The organism is Streptomyces sp. NPDC046759 (assembly GCF_040645475.1).
Taxonomy (GTDB): Bacteria; Actinomycetota; Actinomycetes; order Streptomycetales; family Streptomycetaceae; genus Streptomyces.
The window spans coordinates 110427-126896 of record NZ_JBEYYJ010000023.1; the positions used below are offsets into that span (position 1 = coordinate 110427).

The window sequence follows — 16470 nt, forward strand, 5'->3', positions numbered from 1 at the left end:
CGGCTTCGGTGTCAACGTCTTGCGAGGCGCCGCTCGCTGCCGGCGCCCGATTCGTACTGCAGGTCGTAGTGGGCGAAGACGCTCGGTTCATCGGCGGCCGGCAGTTCTCCGTCGGTGTCGATGGCCGGGGCCTTCTTGACCACGTCCCTGCCGTGCGCGACCTTCAGGTAGCCGGGGCCGACCGTCGCACCGGGCAGGGGTACGAACACCAGGCGCCGACGTGTGGGCATGCCCACGGTCACTGTGGCGAAAAAGGGCTGGTCAGTGACGGTGTCCACATAGATCGACTCCAGAGTGCCGATCTTGTGGCCGGCAGGATCCACGACGTCGTGACCCCGCCATGAACGGATATCGTCTGCCTCGAACATCATGCGCCTCCCGCAATGGGAGTACCCCCGATGACGTCTACGATGTCATCGGGACTGCCGGCGTGCGCGCGCCGTCTCCCGCCCCTCGCCCGCCGCCGCGGAGAGCCCGGACGCCGTGGAGTCGCACGTCCCGGTCAGTTGCGCGGCCGTGTGCTCCAGCAGCATCTCCAGGGCCGCGGGATAGGCGCTGTGGGGCATGCACCGGGCGAGGAGCCGGGACGTGGCGGCGATGTGGGGATGTGACTCGGCGGACAGCCGCGCGTACGTGGAGTGCCACATCTCCTCGTCCCCGGCACGGGCCTCGTCCGTCAGCGCGAGGGACCCAGCGTCGAGCGCCGCGAAGGCGAGACTCTGGTCGATGAACGTGTGGTACACGCGGACGGCCACCGGGTCGGGCAGCCCGGCACCACGCAGAATCCCGAGAATGGTCTCGTCGACCGCGATCTCCCGGGGCCTGCCGGTGACCCGGCTGGCGGTGAGCACGGCGGCCTGCGGGTGGGCGAGGTAGGCGGCGTGAAGGGCACGGCCGAGCGCGCGCAGGTCCGCGCGCCACTCCCCGGTCGCCCTCCAGCTGTCGAGGGCCCGCCCCATCAGTTCGTCCCCGATGGCCCGGGTCAGATCGTCCATCCCGGAGAAGTAGCGGTACAGCGTGCTGGGGTCGGCGCCCAGTGCCGCGCCGAGACGGCGTGCCGTCAGCCCGGTGCTCCCGTGCTCCCGCAGCACGCGCAGGGCCGTCCGGACGATGATCTCCTCCGACAGCACCGTACCGGTGCGCGTGGGCCGCCGTCTCTGCCGTGCCGCCTCCGGTACGACCTGCTTCGCCATGTCCCTCGTCTCCCGCGTCGCCGGCCCGGCCCGTTCTCCGGCCGCCCTCCTTATGCCAACGGGGTTGACCTTACAACGCGGCATCCCATTGCATCGAGCCCTGCCGGAGGCGTCCGCCTCCCGAAGGAGGGTGTGTGACATGCGGGTACTTCTTGTGGGCGCGGGCGGCGTCGGGACGGCCGTCACCCGGATCGCGGCGCGCCGTGACTTCCTCACCCACATGGTCGTCGCCGACTACGACCTGGGTCGTGCCGAGGCCGCGGTGTCGGCGCTCGGAGCGCGGGGCGGCCGCTTCACCGCGCGGCGGCTGGACGCCTCCGACGAGGACGCGGTGCGCCGGATGCTCGTCGTCGAGCGGTGCGACGTGCTCCTCAACGCCACCGATCCGAGGTTCGTGATGCCGCTCTTCCAGGCGTCCCTGGAAGCCGGCACGCACTACGTCGACATGGCGATGTCGCTGTCCGAGCCGCACCCCTCGCGCCCGTACGAGGAATGCGGAGTCAAGCTCGGGGACGAGCAGTTCGCCGCGGCCGGGCGCTGGACGGAGGCCGGGCTGCTCGCGCTGGTCGGCATGGGTGTCGAACCGGGTCTGTCCGACGTCTTCGCGCGCTACGCGGCCGACGAGCTCTTCGACGACATCGAGGAGATCGGCATCCGGGACGGTGCCGACCTCACCGTGGAAGGCTTCGACTTCGCGCCCTCCTTCAGCATCTGGACCACGATCGAGGAGTGCCTCAACCCCCCGGTCGTGTACGAGAAGGACCGCGGCTGGTTCACCACCGCGCCGTTCAGCGAGCCGGAGGTCTTCGACTTCCCCGAGGGCATCGGTCCGGTGGAGTGCGTCAACGTCGAACACGAGGAGGTGCTGCTGATCCCGCGCTGGGTGGACGCTCGCCGCGTCACGTTCAAGTACGGGCTCGGTGACGAGTTCATCGCCAGGCTGAGGACGCTGCACGCCCTGGGTCTGGACTCGACGGCCAAGGTCACCGTGCCCGGCGGTGACGGGCCCGTACGGGTCTCACCCCGGGACGTCGTCGCGGCCTGCCTGCCCGATCCGGCCGGCCTGGGGGACCGGATGACGGGCAAGACGTGCGCCGGGACCTGGGTCAAGGGCACGAAGGACGGGACGCCGCGCGAGGTGTACCTGTACCACGTGGTCGACAACGAGTGGTCGATGAGCGAGTACGGTTCGCAGGCCGTCGTCTGGCAGACCGCGGTCAACCCCGTGGTCGCCCTGGAACTGCTGGCCTCCGGCGCCTGGTCGGGCAAGGGCGTCCTCGGGCCGGAAGCACTGCCGCCCCGCCCCTTCCTGGACCTGCTCACCGAGTACGGCTCTCCGTGGGGCCTGCGCGAGGAGATCTGATCCGACCGCCGCGGCCGTCACGGTCGGGGCGCGACACCGGCGCGCGGACCGGCCGGGACGAACCGCCCGAGATCCTGGTTCCCCTCGGCCGGCGACGATTCCCCTCGGCCGGCGGCCGACGTCTCATCCGCGCCGGCGGAGGTACGCGTCCAGCTCGGCGGCCCCGGTCAGCATCGCCCGCGCGCGGGTGGACAGCCGAGCGCGCCAGTCGCGCAGTGCGGCCTCCAGCGGCTCCAGTCCGCCGGCCGCCCGCACCTGGTCGATCAGCGGGGCGATCTGCTCCAGCAGGTAGCCGCCCCGCCTGAGTTGGTGGACCAGCCGGGCGTCCCGTACGTCGGCCTCGTCGTAGACGCGGTACCCGGTCAGCGGGTCGCGGCGCGGGTGCACCAGCCCGGCCCGCTCCCAGGTGCGCAGCGTCGCGGGCCGGATTCCCAGCCTCCCGGCCAGCGGCCCGATGAACGTGCCGCCGCGCCCGGGCACCGCGGCCGGCTGGGACCCCGCACCGGGCTCGGGCGCCGCGGTGGTCTCCAGGTCGCGGAGGGCGCTCTCCATGGCCTGGAGGGTCCGGCGGTCGTCGAGGAGCTGGGCGTGGCTCTCGTCGATGAGCCGGAGCGCCTCCCCGGCCGTGCCCTGGTTCACGGCCCGCATGATCGACGTCGCCGTGCGGTGGCCGTGGCCGGGCACGAGGGCCAGAAACGCGCGCAGGGCTCCGGCGTGCAGCGAGGTGTAGGTGCGGTAGCCGTGGGAGGTGCGACCGGCGGCCGGGAGGATGCCTGCCTCCTCGTAGTTCCTGATCGCCTGGGTCGACAGACCGTGCCCACGCGCCAGGTCGACCGGTCTGAGCCGCTCACCCTTTTGAAGGTTTTGCCCCATGGGACCGACCATATCGCGCAAAAGTTTCAACCAGAGGTTCAACGATACGGTTGAAGGCATGGCGACCGACATCGAGGACACCGCCCGACCCGTCGAGGCTGCCGCCGTCATGAGGCTGCTCCCGGCCCGGCCCCGGCTGCTCGCCCTCGGCGAGCCCACCCACGGTGAGGACACTCTGCTCGACCTGCGCAACGAGCTGTTCCGGCAGCTCGTCGAACGGGAGGGGTACCGCACGATCGCGATCGAGAGCGACTGCATGAGGGGCCAGGTCGTGGACGACCACGTCACCTCGGGCACGGGCACTCTCGACGAGGTCATGGAGCATGGATTCAGCCACGGCTGGGGCGCCTTCGCGGCCAACCGCGAGCTCGTGCGCTGGATGCGCACCTACAACGACGGCCGGCCCGCCTCCGAGCGGCTCCGCTTCGCCGGTTTCGACGGCCCGCTGGAGATCACCGGCGCCGCGAGCCCCCGGCAGGCCCTCACCGCACTCCACGGCTGTCTCGCGACCCGGGTGGACGCGGACCTGCTCCCCTGCACCGCGGAAACGCTCGACCGCCTGCTGGGCCCCGACGACCGGTGGACCGATCCCGCCGCGATGACGGACCCGTCCCGGTCCGTGGGGCGGTCGGCCGAGGCCCGGGAGCTGCGACTGGTCGCCGACGACCTGGTGGCGCTGCTCGACGCACAGACGCCGCACCTGCTCGCGGCTACCTCGCGGGACGACTGGGACCGGGCACGTCTGTACGGGCGCACCGCGACCGGCCTGCTGCGCTACCACCACTGGATGGCCGACACCTCACCGGCGCGCATGATACGGCTGTGCGCGCTGCGGGACCTGATGATGGCCCACAACCTCCTTGCCGTCGCCGCTCGGGGCCCCGCACTCGTCCACGCGCACAACTCCCATCTGCAGCGGGAGAAGAGCTCGATGCGGATGTGGCAGGGGCGGGTGGAGTGGTGGAGCGCCGGCGCACTGGTGAGCGCCCGGCTCGGCGAGGCGTACGCCTTCGTGGCCACGGCCCTCGGCACGATCCGGCACCAGGGAGTGGACACCCCGCCCCCGGACACCCTCGAAGGGCTCCTGTACGCCCTGCCCGAGAACCGCTGCGTCGTCGACGCCCCGCGGCTGGCCACCGCTCTCGGCGACACACGGCCCGCGCCCCGGGTGTCCTCCTGGTTCGGCTACGCGCCGTTCGACCCGGCCCAGCTGGCGAACAGTGACGGGATCGTGTTCGTCAAGGACGTCTCGAAGAGCTAGTCCCACCGCCGCCGGGTACCGGCAGTGCGGCGACCTCCGCGACGGCGCCCGGCGAGGGCTCGCCCGAAGGACCACGTGGGCCACACGGGCGCCCGCGCCCGCCCGCTCCCGGCTGTCGGCCGTCGGCGTTGACCGGAGCGTGAGCGGGCGCGGGACGAGGTGTCCGGTTCACCGGGACTGCGGCAGGGTCAGACCGCGCCCCGCCAGGCACCGGTCTCGGCGCCGCCGCGGGACTCGATGAACCCCTTGAACCGCTTCAGGTCGCCGGCGACCTGCCGTTTGACGAAACCCAGCTTGTCCCCGACCGTCTCCGCCAGGCCATCGGGGTCGTAGTCCAGCTGCAGCATGACCTTGGTGGTCCCGTCGTCGAGGTGATGGAACGTGACGACACCTGCTTGCCGGGCCTCGCCCGCGACCGTGGTCCAGGCCACCCGCTCGTCGGGAATCTGCTCCGTGATCACCGCGTCGAACTCGCGCTCGACTCCGCCGATCTTCGTCGTCCAGTGCGTGAGGGTGTCGGTGCGCTGCTCGACGCGTTCGACGCCGTCCATGAACTGGGGGAAGTCCTCGAACTGCGTCCACTGGTTGTAGACGGCGCGGACGGGGACGCTGACCTCGATGGACTCTTCGACCTGAGACATACGCCTTCCTCAGTCTGTGTGATGGGACAGTCATCGGGTTCCGGGTAAAGCCCTGTTCATGCCTGATGACTTCTTCGATCTCGTCCAGCTCGTCCGGTCGGGACCGGCCGGTGGCCGAGGCGCGGCCGTACGCATGCGATCCGTCAGCGCGTCAGGGCCTGGTCACGAGGCGACGTTCCCGCAGCCCGGCCGCCGCGGCTCGGACCGCTGATACGGGGGAAGGAACGGGCGGCCAGCAGGAAGCCGAGTGTCGTCAGCACGAACGGCCACGTGAACGGGCGGCCGCGGGACGGGGCGAGCAGTCCGGCGACGGCCGGTGTGAGAGCGGTCGCGGTGGCGGCGCCGAGCACCGCGAACAGCAACGTCGCCCGGGTGGCTGCCAGGTGCACACCGCAGAGGGCCAGTGCGACGAGCACGGCGTTGCAGCCCATCGTGCCGTCGGCGATCCGCGCGGCCGGCGCCCCGAGCGCCCAGGCCGTGAGGATGCCCGTCGCGCTGCCGCAGCAGACCACCCAACCCGCCACCCGGCTGGCCAGGAAAATGCCAGCAGGTGCGCCGCGCCGGTGCCGAGGGCGGCGCCGCCCAGTCCGTAGGCGCCGTACCGCCAGTCCTCCATGGACAGCGCGACGCCGAAGACGGCGCCCGCCCAGGCGTTGCCCAGGAACATGACCTGTACGAGGCCGCGCAGCGCGCGCACCCCGAACCGCAGACCGCGTGTCGAAGACCGGCGGCGACGCGCCGGCGAAGGCCAACCCCACCGCTGACCGGACGCGGCTCCGCGTCCGGTCGCACACACGCGCACTGGACGCCGCATGTCCGACCCCCCTGCTCCAACTTCCGCGATACAGCATTTTACTTCCGCGATGTGGGAGAGTGGGCGGCGGAGTCGGGTGCGCGCCACATGGGCCAGATGGCCGGCCCGCCACCGGGCAGGCGGATCTCGCCCATGACGCGGAAGCCCAGTCGTTCGTAGAAGGGAACGTTGCAAGCCCTGCTGGACTCCAGGTAGGCGGCCTCACCGAGCCGGTCGCAGGAGGCCAGTTGCTGGCGCAGGAGTGCCGAACCGACTGCTCCGCGACCGCGCCGCGCTCGGCCGGGCGCACCTGATGCCGTAACCGGCGGACGGCACCGACGGACGTCTGCTCGTGAAGCCACGGTGTGCGGGGAGGACGGGCCGTCCGGCCGTGCGTTCGGGCAACACGTGGGGCGCCCGTCCCACCGGTCGTCGCGGCGCGCGACGGGCCGGTGCCCTCCTCGGGGCGGGCGGCGGAAGAAGCGCAGTGAGAGGCCGCGGAGGGATGGACCGGCCTCGTCGGTCGACAGCACCGACGCCCACGGCAGCCGCCTCCACCGCGAAGTCACCCGCGGCCGGGCCGAGACGGGCACTGCGCGCACCCGCGCCGATGCGGCGGCCCGGCTCGTCGTCCGGTCGCCGGGGCCCGACGTTTGCCCGCAGCGGCGGCGGGCAGCGGGGAGTTCATGACTGAATCGAACAAGGAGTCGGGCCGGAAGCCCGCACCCCAGCAGGAGACCGCGGCCACGGTACGCCGGACGACGAGCAAGGCGACGGAACCGGTCGCTCGCGGAGCGAAGAAGGCGGTCGGCGCCACGGACGACGCCGTGTCGACCCTGGCGTCGGACGCCGAGCGGGCCGCCGAGGTGACCAGCGGCGCGGCCCGTACGGCGGCTCAGGGGATCGAGTCGGGGCGTCAGGCGCTGATCGCGGCGTCGGGTCAGGTCGCGGCCACGGCCAAGACGGCCTGGACCGTGGTCGCGCACCGCAAGCTGGTGGCGGCCGGCGTGGGCGCGGGCCTCACCGCACTGAGCGCGGCGTCGTACGCGATGGGCCGCCGGGCCGAGCGCCACACCCACGGTCCCCTCACACGGCTGACCGGTGGCCGTATGTGACGGGCGATCAGCCGTGAGAACGTCCCTTCGGCCACGGCACTCACCCTTCGTCGGGTGCCGGCCGGGCAACGGCTGCCACCGACCGGGGGAGCCCTTGCCGAGCCGGCGCCGCGCCGATGCTTCGGCGCCTCGGTGCGACGCGGACGATCCACAGGGCCTGGCCCCGGGTGGTTGCCCGCCTGCAGGAAATCGCAGTGGTCAGCCACGGTTTCCCACGGGCGGGGGCGACGGGCGACGGGAAACCCGTCGACCCCTGCGGTCCGAGGCGGGAACGCTGGTGCCGTCAACACCGAGCACACCTGCGACGACGCAGGAGACCTGCAAGGGGGAACCCCATGCGCAAGATGATCCGCGGCGCTGCCGCCTTCGCGACCGCCACGGCCGCAGTGCTGGCCATGAGCGGAGCGGCGCACGCCAAGCCCGCCAGCCCCTGGGCCGGTTGCCCGGACGGAGCGGTCTGCGTCTACCCGCAGGACCAGAACCCGGCCCAGAAGCCGAGCCTGGTCTTCTACAGCTACGGCGCGCACAACCTGAGCAACCAGTACGGCCGCCACTGGGTGCTCAACAACCAGTACGGCGGCGCCACCGCGAGCCTGTGCACGGGGTACGACGGAGCCGGCTGCGGCAGCCCCATCGCCCAGGGCACCGGCGTCTACGCCGACCTGTCCCCGATCAACTCCATCACCCTCAACCGGCCGTGACCCCCACCGACGGCTGACCGAGGGGCACCCACGGGGGAGCATCCGGAACCGCACCGCGGTTCCGGATGCCTGTTTTGCGCCACACCGCATAGGTGGCAGGGCCACCTGTCGCATCCCCGCAGTAACCTGGGCTCCCGCCGTCTCACGGCCTGGGCACGCTCGCCATGGGGGACCACTTGGGGGATCCGCGACAGCACGCCGACACAGGCAACCGGAAGGAGAACGACCCGGAACCGACGGTGCCGACCACACCGTCCTTCCCCGCTCAGCTACGACGACGCAGACAACAGCGCGGCCTGTCGCTCGCCGACCTGGCCCGACAGACCCACTACAGCAAGGGCTACCTGAGCAAGATCGAGACGGGTGCGAAACGCGCCACCGTCGATGTCGCCCGCCGCTGCGACCAGATCCTCGGCGCGAACGGGGAATTACTGCGCCTGGTCGTGGGACCGCCGCGCGCGGCGGAACGGGACGACGGCAACGATGTCGGCGAACCCGCCTGCCCCTACCCGGGACTGTCCGCGTTCACCGCGCAGGACGCCGGCCGGTTCTTCGGCCGTGAGCGGGCTACGGCCGCGCTCGTGGAGCGGGTGTTCGACAGAGTGGGGGAGGGGCCCCTGCTGCTCGTCGCTCCCTCGGGCGCGGGCAAGTCGTCCCTGCTCAACGCCGGACTGGTACCCGCACTGCAGCGGCCGGGCGGTTTCCCCATGGCCGGCGCCGAACGCTGGCCGGTGGTCACCCTGACACCCACGGTCCGGCCGCTGGACGAACTCCTCGACCGCACCGCCAAGACCCTCGGCGAGGATCTGGACTTCACCGCCGGCCGGCTCACCGACCACCCCGAAGCCCTGCTCACCGCCGTCCGGGCCCGCGCGGACGCCGCCCCGGCCGGACACCGGCCACCGCCGCCGCCCCGGCTCGTCCTGCTCGTCGACCAGTTCGAGGAGCTGTTCACGCTCTGCCCGGACGACGCCGAACGACGCGCCTTCGCCCGGGTGCTGTGCACACTGGCCGCTCCACCGCCCTCACCGGCGTACGATCCGGCGGTGGTCGTCCTCGGCGTGCGCGCCGACTTCGCCGGCCGCTGTCTCGATCTGCCGGAATTCGCGCCCGTCTTCACCGCCGGCCTCTTCGTGCTGCCACCGATGACCACGGCGGAGCTGTGCGAGTCCATCACCCGACCGGCGGAACTCGCCGGCGCCACCCTCGAACCGGGCCTCGTGCCGCTGCTGTTGCGGGACGCCGGGCTGACCGGCGGACCCGCCACCGAGGACCTTCCCCCCGGCGCGCTCCCCCTGGTGTCGCACGCGCTGCTCGCCACCTGGCGCCACCGGGAGGCGGGCACGCTGACCGTCGCCGGCTACGAGCGCACCGGCGGCATCCGGGGAGCCGTGGCACGCACCGCCGAGGACGCGTTCGCCCAGCTCCATCCCGCCGAGCAGAAGACGATCCGGCGCATTCTGTCCCGGCTGGTGCAGGTGTCCGACGGCGCCGGGGCCACCCGGCGCCGGGTCGGCCGCACCGCGCTCATGTCGCAGTCGGCCGACACAGAAGGCGCCCGGACCGCGCTCGACGTCTTCGTCCGCGCACGGCTCATCACCGTCGACAGCGACGGCGTCGAGATCACCCACGAGGCCCTGCTGCACAGCTGGCCCCGGCTGAGGGCGTGGATCGACGCCGACCGTGCCGGTCTGCTCACCGGCCAGCAACTCGCCCACGCCGCGGCCGCATGGGAACGCGAGGGCCGCGATCCGTCGGCGCTGTACCGCGGCACACGTCTGGAGACCGTGCGTGCCTGGGCCGAGGAACTCGACGGGCCCGGCCCGCTGGGCACCGTGGAGGAGGCGTTCCTGCGGGCCAGCCAGGCCGAGGAGGAGGCCCGCCGGCACCAGGCGCGCCGTCAGGTGCGGCTGCGGCAGGCGATGGTGGCCACCCTCGTGGTGCTGCTCGGCTGTGCGCTGGCGGCGGGCGGCCTCGCCTACCGGCAGCGGACCGACGCACTCGACCAGGAGCGCCTCGCCCGCTCGCAGGCCCTCGCCGTCCAGTCCACCTCGCTGGCCGGCGGCCGCCCGGAGGCCTCCATGCTGCTCGCCGCGGCCGCCTACCGAGCGTCCCCGACCGCCGCGGCCCGCGGAGCCCTGCTGAGCACGCAGGCCGAGCCCTTCGCGGCCCGCCTCGCAGGACACCGCGGCCCGGTCAACACGGTCGCCTTCGCCCCCGGCGGCAGGCTGCTCGCGACCGGCAGCTCGGACGGCACGGTGCGCCTGCGGCGCCTCTCGGACCACCGGACGACCGCGACCCTCACCGTTCCCGGGCGGATCCGCTCGATCGCCTTCAGCCCCGACGGCCGTACCCTCGCCGTCACGGCGTCCGACGGGCCGGTACGGCTGTGGACCCCGGGCACCCCCGCCCGCGCCGTCGCCCTGCCGGCCGACACGCGCGGGGCCCGCGCCGTCGCCTTCGCCCCGCGCGGCCACACGCTCGCCGTCGCCGTCGGCGGCGCCGTCCAGCTCTGGGACACCGGTGGGGCTCCCCGGCAGGCCGCCCGCCTCACCGGCCACCGCGGCAGGGTCGACGCGCTCGCGTTCGCCCCGGACGGCCGGATGCTGGCCTCGGCCGGCACGGACCGGACCGTACGGCTGTGGAACCCCGTCCTGGACGAGCCGGTGGCCGTCCTGCACGGTCACACCGACGAAGTGCTCGGCCTGGCCTTCGCCCCCGACGGCCACAGCCTCGCCAGCGGGGGAGTGGACCGCACGGTACGACTGTGGGACGTCGGCGCCCGCAGGGTCGCGGCGACGCTCACCGGACACAGCGACGACGTCAACGCCGTCGCCTACACGCCCGACGGCACCACCGTGGTCAGCGCGAGCGGGGACGGCACGACCAGGCTCTGGGACGTCCGCAGCGGACGCCTCGTCACCACCCTGACGGGACACACCGACTACGTGATGTCGGTGGCGGTCGACGCCACCGGCACACGGCTCGCCACCGGCGGATTCGACCAGTCGGTCGTCCTGTGGGACCTGCGCGGCCGGACACTCGCCGCACGCCCCTTCACGGAGGTGTCCACCGTCACCTACAGCCCGGACGGGCGCCTGCTGGCCACCGCCGACGCCGACCACACCGTGCGCCTGTGGAACCCGGCCCGGCGCGGCGCACCCGCGAGCCTGACCGGGCATCAGGAGAGCGTCACCACCGTGGCGTTCGCGCCGGACGGCCGCACCCTCGCCTCGGCCGGCTCCGACGGCACGGTCGTTCTCTGGGCGGTTGCGCGCCGCCGCCCGATCGCCGCGCTGAACGGCCACAGCGGAGCGGTCTTCGCGGTGACGTTCGCGCCGGACGGCCGCACCCTCGCCTCCGCGAGCGCCGACGGCACCGTCCGCCTCTGGGACGTGGCCGGCCGCCGTCAGCTCGCGGTCCTCCACGGCCACACCGACTACGTCAACGACGTCGCCTTCAGCCCGGACGGGCGCACGCTGGCCAGCGCGGGCGACGACCTGACGGTGCGTCTGTGGGACGTGCGCACGCACCGCTCGCTGGCCACGCTCACCGGCCACACCGGCGCGGTCCGGGGCGTCGCCTTCGGCCCCGACGGCCGCACGCTGGCCAGCTGCGGCAACGACGGCACCGTACGCCTGTGGGACGTGGCACGGCGACGGCTCCTCGTGTCGCTGACCGGCCATACCGGCTCCGTCCGCGGCCTGGCGTTCTCACCGGACGGGCGCCTCCTCGCCAGCAGCGGAAACGACCGTACCGTGCGCCTGTGGGACGTGCGCGCACGGCGGCCCTGGGCCACCCTCACCGGACACGCCAACGCCGTCTGGGGGGTGGCCTTCGCGCCCGACGGGCGGACGGTGGCGAGCAGCAGCAACGACGGCACGGTACGGCTGTGGAGCCTGGACCCCGGGGCCAGGCTGGCGCGGATCTGCCGCCTGGAGCGGGACATGGAGCCGGCGACGCGCCGTGCCCTGCTGCCGGGGGAGCCCGTGCCCCGCGCGTCGGCGTGCGTGCAGCACTGAGCAACAGCCCTGCTCGGCAGGGGTTTCCCCAAGGTTGCCCGTTGCCCTTTCGGTCAGGCCCGTACGGCACCCTGGACCGGCACCACCCCACCGGACAGGCTGGCGACCGCAACCACTTGCGCCCTCCAGCAACCGACCACATCAGGAAACGGGGGTTCCCGCATGCTCCGGAGAAGCGGTGCCATCGGCACGCTCATCGCCCTGCTGACCGTTCTCTTCCTCACTCCGGCGGCGACCGCCGCCGACCGGTTCGTCCGGCCGGCGAAGGCGGCGGACGGCGGCTGCGGCGTCCTGGCTCCCGGCGCCCCGGCGGCGGCCGAACGGGCCATCGACGCCGCCTGCGCCCAGGTCGCGGCGGGTGTCTGGTACACCTGGGACGGCGGTCACGGAGACCAGCCCGGTGCCACCTACGGGAAGAAGGACCCCACCGACCCGGCCAGCGACGACGACCCCAACCGCCTCGGCTTCGACTGCTCAGGCCTCGTCCGCTACGCCTACGCCCAGGCGACCGGCGCCGACATGCTCAACGGGGACGCGAGCGACCAGTACTACACCTACCGCACAGCCGACCGGTTCACCGCGGCCCAGGGCCTCGCCCCGTTGCTCCCCGGCGACCTGCTCGCCTACGGCACCTCGGCGGACCTGCACCACATCGCCATCTACCTCGGCGCCGGCAAGATGGTGGAGGCCCGCCAGTCCGGCACCAAACTGATGGTCAGTGACGTCCGCCTGGGCGGCGACTACTTCGGCGCCGTCCGCGTCGACACGGGAAGCGTCGAGGGGCCCGTCTTCCGCACCTGGGGCACCGGCGTCTGGACCAAGGCCCAGCCCTCCACCGCCGCCGCCCGCGTCTACGCCTTCCCCGGCCCGAGGACCGTCCGGGTCGCCTGCCAGAAGCACGCGGAGGTCGTCACCGCCGACGGCTACACCAACGACGCCTGGTCGTACCTGCCCGACTACCACGCCTGGGTCACCAATATCTACATCCAGGGCCCGGCCTGGCTGGACGGCGTGCCGACCTGCACCGGCTGACCGGCGCGGCCCCGCGGCTGCGGTCCCCGCGTGCCGGGGGCCGCACCGCGCTCACACCCTCGATCAGTGCGTGACCGGTTTCTTGACGCGGGCGGTCTCGTCCTTCACGAGCAAGGAGAGCAGGGAGGCGACGGAGAGGCCGGCCTCGGCCGGATGGCGCAGCACCTTGTCCGGCTCGATGCGGTAGGTGTTGGTGCGCCCGTCGCGCGTGTGAGAGAGGTAACCGTCCTGCTCGAGATCGGCGATGATCCGCTGGACGGCGCGCTCCGTGAGGCGGCAGTGGGCGGCGATGTCGCGGATCCGGACATTCGGGTTGTCGGCGATGGCCGCCAGTACGCGCGCGTGATTGGTGATGAACGTCCATCCGGAGTGAGGTTCGGTGACTTCGGCCATGCACCGCATTTTAAGCGGAGCGGTTGCCGGAACTTCTATACGTGACATATCTTTCGTGTAATAGTTGACGTAGTTCGATGAGGGGCGACCCGCAGGAGGAGTCTGACCGTGTCGTGGGACGAGGCAGTCATGTCTGACCGGGGGACTGAGCGCGATCCGTCACAGGCGGCGGTGCTTCAGTACGAACGGCACGGGGTCTGGGTCGTCGTCGCATGCGGCTCCTACGACCTGGATTCGATCGCACCGCTGGCGACGGCGCTGGACGCGGCGGCCAGGAAGTACCGGACGGTGGTCCTGGACGCCTCCCGCGTGGTGTTCGCGGACTCCACCTTCCTGAACCTGCTGATCCGCACCCACCATGCGACCGGCCTGCGCGTGGCGGCGCCACCGCTGCAGGTCCGGCGCCTGCTGGAACTGACGGGGACCGACACCGTCCTGGACGTACGGGCGACGGTCGAGGAGGCGGTGAGCCGGTCCGGCGCGGGCTCCCTCGGGCCGGAGACGGACGACGGGGTGAGGGGGCTCGCGCACGACGTCGCATAGTCGCCGTGGCGGGTGGGCGGACGAGACGGTTCTCGACGCCCCCGCCCATGCCCGCCCGATCCCCGGGGTGTCCGCGGCCTTCTGGATCACAGCCTGCGCCAGCGCGCGCTGCACCACGAGAACGCGCCGAACGCGGCCAGGCCGAGGGCGATCAGCGCCAGCAGCCATGGACCGGCCGGCAGATCGCGGAAGGAACGCAGCGTGTCGTCCATGCCCTTGGCCTCGCCGGGCCGATGCCGGACGGCCGCGACGACGGCGAACGCCCCGGCCGCGGCGAAGACGGCACCGCGAGCCGTACCGCCGACCACGCCGAGGAAGTCCGTCAGCTGCCGGGCCCTGCGCGACATGGCGCCGGTCCGCAGGTCCTTCCGGAACCTCTTCCTCATGGCCCGGACCGAGATCCACAGACCGCCGGCCACCACAGCGGCACCGGCGACACCCACGAGCCACTGACCGCCCGGCCACCTCAGCGCCATGCCGGTGACATCCACCGTGCGGCGGTCGGAGGCGCCGCTGCCGCTGCCCCGGTGCCCGGCCGCGTAGGACAGCACCGAGAAGGACGCGAAGGCGTAGAAGACGCAGCGACCGGCAGCTGCGGCCCGCTTCGACGGTTTGCCACCGTCGGGTCCCGCTCCGCCCAGCACCGCCTCCGACAGCTGCCACAGTGCCATGCCTGCGAGCCCGGCACCCACGATCCACAGCAGGGCCGCCCCGAAGGGTCTGCCGGCCAGTTCCTCGAGTGCACCGCCGCGGTCGGCCTGCCGGCGGCCTCCGTCGTCGCCGAGAGCGATCTGGAGGGAGATGACGCCCACGAGGACGTAGAGCAGTCCACGGGCGGCGAAGCCGCCACGGGCGGCCACGGTCATCGCCGTACCGTCGGCCGCACGGCGCACCCGACCGCGCCGTCCCAGTGTCCATGACTGTGCATCCATACATCGCCGATGCCCCGCGGGCCGCCGGCGACACCTCACCGACGCGGCACCTTTCGGCGGCGGGTCCGTCACGGGGCCGCCACAATCGAACGGTTGCGTGCCGCACCGGCGCTGCCGGTGCCCGTCTCCGGCAACCCTGCGGTAACCTGGCCGGTCCGCGTGGTGGACCGGAGGCGGTCGCACCGGGGAGGGCAGGGAGGTCCGATGCACGGCACGGCCCCGTGCACGAGCGGCGAATCCGCCGTGGGCCGGCATGCCGCAGCAGTGTCGTCCACCGACGCGGGATGCCCCTGCCGTTCCGTCAGGTTCCCCTGCCGCCCGATGACATGTGCCTGCCGTCCCGCCGGACGGATATGCCGCTGCGTCACCTGCGTCCGAGCCGGAATCGGCCCGGACGAGCACGTGCACTGCGACGCGGACACCACCGGCCCCGATCCTGTGACCGGCACGCGCGCCGGCCGGGGCACCGGCGCGGCCGACACTGTCCCGCCCGGACCGCTCGCGCCCCCGAGGGCCGGCCGTGAGATGGGCGGGCGCGGGGAGGTGGAGCGGCGGTGACCCCGTATCAGGAGCCGGGGTCCGAGCCCGGCCGGGACCGGGCCTTCCACCACCCCGCCGTGTTCTACTCCACGGAAGAGGACTACCTGAAGGGCGTCGGGGACTTCGTCCGCACGGAGGCACACCGTGGCCGCCCCCTGCTGGTCGCCGTACCCGGCGAACGCCTGAGCCTGCTCCGGGACGTCCTGGGCACCGGCTGCGACGACGTCCTCTGGACCGACATGCGGCAGGCCGGGCGGAACCCGGGGCGCATCCTTTCCATGCTCCAGGACTTCGCCGACCGGCATGCGGACCGGGACCCTTCCATAGTCGGTGAGCCGATCTGGGTGGGGCGCACCCCGGCCGAGGCGCGGGAGGCCACGCGCCACGAGGCACTGATCAACCTGGCTTTCGCCGGCCGGCGGGCCACGATCCTGTGTCCCTACGACACCGCCCTGCCCGAGCACACCCTGGCGCAGGCGCACCGGACACATCCGTTCATCGTCGGTCCCGGACTCCACCGGCACAGCCCGGCGTACGCGGACCCGCTCGCGGTCTGCCGGGACTGCGACACCCCACTGCCCGAACCCGCGGACGCGGTCGTCCTGCACTTCGGTGAGCGGGACCTCGGAAAGGTCCGAGACGCTGCCGGGGACTGGGCGGAGGCGGCGGGCCTGTCAGCGCGGCGCCGCACCGACTGGCTGCTGGCCGTCAACGAGGCCACCGGCAACTCCGTTCGCCACGGCGGAGGACGCGGCACCCTGCGGCTGTGGCGTACGGCCGGCACGCTGGTCGCCGAGACACGGGACCGGGGCCGGATCGCCGATCCCCTTGTGGGCCGGCGCCGCCCCGATCCGCTCTCCCCGGCCGGCGGCAGAGGAGTGTGGATGATCCACCAGATCTGCGACCTGGTGGAGACGCGGACCCTCCCCTCGGGACTCGTCGTGCGCCTGCACCTGCGGCTGGACTGACATCTCGTCCCGAAAGAGTGAAGTCGGGTGAGACGGCTGACCGTTGGGGCAGTCGAGTGCCATGGAAGAGCGCACCCGCACCACCGAACCCGCCCTTCTG

At 72.9% G+C, this 16470-nt stretch carries 15 protein-coding genes and 1 pseudogene; 8 read left to right on the forward strand and 8 right to left on the reverse strand.

The features are described from left to right. Positions 1-11 precede the first annotated feature (11 nt). Both ABZ919_RS28235 and ABZ919_RS28240 read right to left on the reverse strand, forming a co-directional pair. On the reverse strand, positions 12-368 hold the full coding sequence (locus ABZ919_RS28235; protein WP_361253161.1) for a PRC-barrel domain-containing protein: 357 nt from the start codon (positions 366-368) through the stop codon (positions 12-14). Between the two features lie 45 nt (positions 369-413). Further along, positions 414-1193, reverse strand: coding sequence for a TetR/AcrR family transcriptional regulator (locus ABZ919_RS28240; protein ID WP_361253088.1), 780 nt, complete (start codon positions 1191-1193; stop codon positions 414-416). Positions 1194-1332: 139 nt separating this feature from the next. Between ABZ919_RS28240 and ABZ919_RS28245 the strand changes: the two genes are divergently transcribed. Next, positions 1333-2556, forward strand: coding sequence for a saccharopine dehydrogenase C-terminal domain-containing protein (locus tag ABZ919_RS28245; RefSeq protein ID WP_361253090.1), 1224 nt, complete (start codon positions 1333-1335; stop codon positions 2554-2556). 123 nt (positions 2557-2679) lie between these two features. Here the strand turns inward: ABZ919_RS28245 and ABZ919_RS28250 are convergent, their stop codons facing one another. Beyond that, positions 2680-3429 (reverse strand): TioE family transcriptional regulator, encoded by a 750-nt coding sequence (locus tag ABZ919_RS28250; RefSeq protein ID WP_361253092.1) that lies wholly within the window; start codon positions 3427-3429, stop codon positions 2680-2682. Between the two features lie 58 nt (positions 3430-3487). Between ABZ919_RS28250 and ABZ919_RS28255 the strand changes: the two genes are divergently transcribed. Continuing rightward, a complete protein-coding gene (locus ABZ919_RS28255; RefSeq protein WP_361253094.1) occupies positions 3488-4690 on the forward strand; it encodes an erythromycin esterase family protein in 1203 nt (400 codons plus the stop codon). A gap of 188 nt (positions 4691-4878) precedes the next feature. Here ABZ919_RS28255 and ABZ919_RS28260 read toward each other — a convergent pair whose 3' ends face one another. From ABZ919_RS28260 to ABZ919_RS28270, 3 genes and pseudogenes are all read right to left on the reverse strand, one after another. Then, the gene (locus ABZ919_RS28260) at positions 4879-5331 is read right to left on the reverse strand and encodes an SRPBCC family protein (protein ID WP_361253096.1); all 453 of its coding nucleotides are present in this window, start codon (positions 5329-5331) and stop codon (positions 4879-4881) included. A gap of 143 nt (positions 5332-5474) precedes the next feature. Continuing rightward, a complete protein-coding gene (locus ABZ919_RS28265) occupies positions 5475-5855 on the reverse strand; it encodes an urea transporter (RefSeq protein WP_361253098.1) in 381 nt (126 codons plus the stop codon). Positions 5856-5926: 71 nt separating this feature from the next. After that, positions 5927-6145: pseudogene (locus tag ABZ919_RS28270) on the reverse strand (hypothetical protein); the annotation flags it as partial. Positions 6146-6810: 665 nt separating this feature from the next. On the opposite strand from ABZ919_RS28270, the gene ABZ919_RS28275 reads away from it, so the two are divergent. From ABZ919_RS28275 to ABZ919_RS28290, 4 genes are all read left to right on the forward strand, one after another. Next, positions 6811-7239, forward strand: coding sequence for a hypothetical protein (locus ABZ919_RS28275; protein ID WP_361253100.1), 429 nt, complete (start codon positions 6811-6813; stop codon positions 7237-7239). 335 nt (positions 7240-7574) lie between these two features. Further along, positions 7575-7940 (forward strand): hypothetical protein, encoded by a 366-nt coding sequence (locus ABZ919_RS28280; RefSeq protein ID WP_361253102.1) that lies wholly within the window; start codon positions 7575-7577, stop codon positions 7938-7940. 239 nt (positions 7941-8179) lie between these two features. After that, the gene (locus tag ABZ919_RS28285) at positions 8180-11962 is read left to right on the forward strand and encodes a helix-turn-helix domain-containing protein (RefSeq protein ID WP_361253103.1); all 3783 of its coding nucleotides are present in this window, start codon (positions 8180-8182) and stop codon (positions 11960-11962) included. A gap of 162 nt (positions 11963-12124) precedes the next feature. Further along, positions 12125-12994: an NlpC/P60 family protein gene (locus ABZ919_RS28290; RefSeq protein WP_361253105.1), complete on the forward strand. Its 870-nt coding sequence runs from the start codon at positions 12125-12127 to the stop codon at positions 12992-12994. 63 nt (positions 12995-13057) lie between these two features. Here ABZ919_RS28290 and ABZ919_RS28295 read toward each other — a convergent pair whose 3' ends face one another. After that, positions 13058-13387 (reverse strand): helix-turn-helix domain-containing protein, encoded by a 330-nt coding sequence (locus tag ABZ919_RS28295; RefSeq protein WP_361253107.1) that lies wholly within the window; start codon positions 13385-13387, stop codon positions 13058-13060. 129 nt (positions 13388-13516) lie between these two features. On the opposite strand from ABZ919_RS28295, the gene ABZ919_RS28300 reads away from it, so the two are divergent. Then, a complete protein-coding gene (locus tag ABZ919_RS28300) occupies positions 13517-13930 on the forward strand; it encodes an STAS domain-containing protein (RefSeq protein WP_361253109.1) in 414 nt (137 codons plus the stop codon). 86 nt (positions 13931-14016) lie between these two features. On the opposite strand, the gene ABZ919_RS28305 is transcribed toward ABZ919_RS28300, so the two are convergent. Then, positions 14017-14796 (reverse strand): DUF1206 domain-containing protein, encoded by a 780-nt coding sequence (locus ABZ919_RS28305; RefSeq protein ID WP_361253111.1) that lies wholly within the window; start codon positions 14794-14796, stop codon positions 14017-14019. 620 nt (positions 14797-15416) lie between these two features. On the opposite strand from ABZ919_RS28305, the gene ABZ919_RS28310 reads away from it, so the two are divergent. Next, positions 15417-16370 carry a sensor histidine kinase gene (locus ABZ919_RS28310; protein ID WP_361253112.1) on the forward strand — a complete coding sequence of 318 codons (954 nt, stop codon included), beginning with the start codon at positions 15417-15419 and terminating at the stop codon, positions 16368-16370. Positions 16371-16470: the final 100 nt, after the last annotated feature.